Here is a 2549-nt window from a genome sequence, read left to right as displayed (position 1 = left end):
TACCAAGGCTATAAATGCCGTGAAAAGGCTTGCTATTACTAATGCTTTCATAATTATTGGAGTGTAATGGTTTTGTCTGTTTCGTCTTTGAAAGTCAGCTTCAGGTTGTTCCCTGCAACATCTACCGAAAGGCTATCCACATCGGCATCCACGAAGTTTTTCATGAAGTTGATTTGGAAGTTCAGTATCTCTGCGAGCTTTGTTTCCCAATCTTCACCTGAGAAAATGCCGGAATCAGCATATACCTGTAAGAACTTTTTCAGGAAGTCAGGAATGTTCTGCAAGTTGACATCCCAATCAGCCCCAACGGTGGCATTTTCTTCTATGCCTGAAAGCTTGTCTTCATCTGCCTGTGGGTAACTGCGTTTAGCATTATTGGCTTCAATGGCTGCTGCCTGTTCTACCGAAATAGTTGTCGGTTTATTCTGAATATTGGTATCCCAATCCGCCCCAACAGTAGCACCTTCTTCGATTCCTCCAAGCTTGGTTTCATCCGCTTCGGGATAAGAACGTTTTGCTGTGTTCGCTTCAATGGCGGTAGCTTGTTCTTCTGTTATGGTAGTAGGTTTATTAGCGATATTCGCTTCCCAATCCGCCCCGGCTGTGGCGTTTTCTTCAATACCTGAAAGTTTGTCCTGGTCAGCTTGTGGATAGCTTCGTTTTTGGGCATTGGTTTCAATGGCTGCTGCCTGTTCTGCCGAAATGGTAACAGGTTTATTCTGAATATTAGTTTCCCAATCACCTCCAACAGTAGCACCTTCTTCGATTCCTCCAAGTTTGGTTTCATCAGCTTCGGGGTATGAACGTTTGGCTGTATTGGCTTCGATTGCCGTAGCCTGTTCCTCTGAAATAGTGGTTGGCTTATTGGCAATGTTTGTCTCCCAATCTGCTCCGGCAGTTGCGTTTTCTTCTACGCCTGAAAGCTTATCTTCATCGGCTTGTGGGTAGCTTCGCTTTTCGGTATTTGCCTCAATAGCTGCTGCCTGTTCTACCGATATGGTCACAGGTTTATTTTGAATATTGGTTTCCCAATCTCCTCCAACAGTAGCACCTTCTTCAATCCCTGCCAATTTGGTTTCATCCGCTTCGGGATAAGAACGTTTTGCCGTGTTCGCTTCTATGGCGGTTGCCTGTTCCTCCGAAATGGTGGTTGGCTTATTCGCAATATTGGTTTCCCAATCTGCTCCGATAGTTGCATTTTCCTCTATGCCTGAAAGCTTATCTTCATCGGCTTGCGGATAACTGCGTTTTGCGTTATTAGCTTCAATATCGGCTGCTTGTTGTGGAGAGATGGTTACAGGTTTGTTCTGCACATTCGTGTCCCAATCAGCTCCAACGGTGGCGTTTTCTTCAATCCCTGCCAACTTGTTTTCATCTACTTCGGGATAGGAACGTTTTTGCGTATTTGCCTCGATAGCTGCCGATTGTTCTGCTGATATGGTAGTCGGCTTATTGTGAATATTGGTATTCCAATCAGCTCCGACAGTAGCACCTTCCTCAATCCCTGCAAGCTTTTCTGCATCTGCTTGTGGGTAGCTGCTCTTTTTATTGTTGTTCTCAATTGCCGTTGCCTGTTCTGCACTTATGGTCGTTGGTTTATTTTGCAGTTCTTCAAAATTAGAAGTCAGGTTCATATCGTTTTCCAACTGCGAAAGCTTGGTAGGAATGGCAATATTGATATTTCCATCAGGGTCGGTTACAAAACCACCGTGTACCTCGATACCACCATTGGGCATATACACAGGACTTTTCTCTGATATAAGCAAGTCTTCAACATTCCCGGCGATAATCAAACCACCGCTTATTTGCTGAACAATGGTTTTTGGTCTGTATTCAGGAGCGGATTTTGAACGTGCAATATTGATGAATGAACCAACCGAAGCCCTGTCAAGAATGGTGTCCTGAATATCCCTGTTCATCTTGAAATAGGTATCAGAAAACACAATCTTGTTGTAGCCCCTGTCAAATACACAAGACTGATTGACTTTTGCTTCAAAACAGCAATCATCAATATTAGTGGTACTATTCAGAAAGGCTATTGCACCGCTTCCGGCATCGGTATATTCAAAGCGTATGTCTGCAAAATTGATAGCACTATTGTAAATCTCAATCGCCTTATCACTCTGGAAAATTACAGGCTTAACGTATGTTCCAACAACGCCATCCACCTTATTGCTCAATGAGCAGATGTTGATTTGGTAGGAGAAATCACGAAGGACCAGGAACGTTCCCAAATCGTTGATGTAAGTACCATCCTCAAACATTATGCTGATACTTGCACTTTTGTTGGTGTGGTACTTCAATGCTTTGGGCAGGGAATCAAACAGCCTTTGCAGTTTTGAAAACGGAGTTCCTGACGGAATAATAATAGCTTTGCGCTCAACATCGTATTCAAAACCTGTTATCTGCTGGTCTTTACTCATGTCAAACACGCCCTGAAACACTTTGTATTGTTCGTGTTCCATACCCAAATAAGCGTACTGGCCATCCGAAGCCCATTCGCCTTTTTTCAATAACGGTGGGGTTGTTCCCCTAAACATTTTTATCGT

Annotated in this window: 1 protein-coding gene; it reads right to left on the bottom strand. The window is 43.6% G+C overall.

Annotated features, from left to right (window positions below; genetic code table 11):
* Positions 1–53 precede the first annotated feature (53 nt).
* On the bottom strand, positions 54–2549 hold a 2496-nt coding region (locus OM075_RS24775; RefSeq protein ID WP_301193248.1), incomplete at its 5' end, for a hypothetical protein.

Origin of the sequence: Plebeiibacterium sediminum (assembly GCF_026013605.1) — a bacterium.
GTDB classification, from domain to species: domain Bacteria; phylum Bacteroidota; class Bacteroidia; order Bacteroidales; family Marinilabiliaceae; genus Saccharicrinis; species Saccharicrinis sediminus.
The sequence above is the reverse complement of the archived record's forward strand: the minus strand, read 5'-3'. Positions and strand labels throughout refer to the sequence as shown.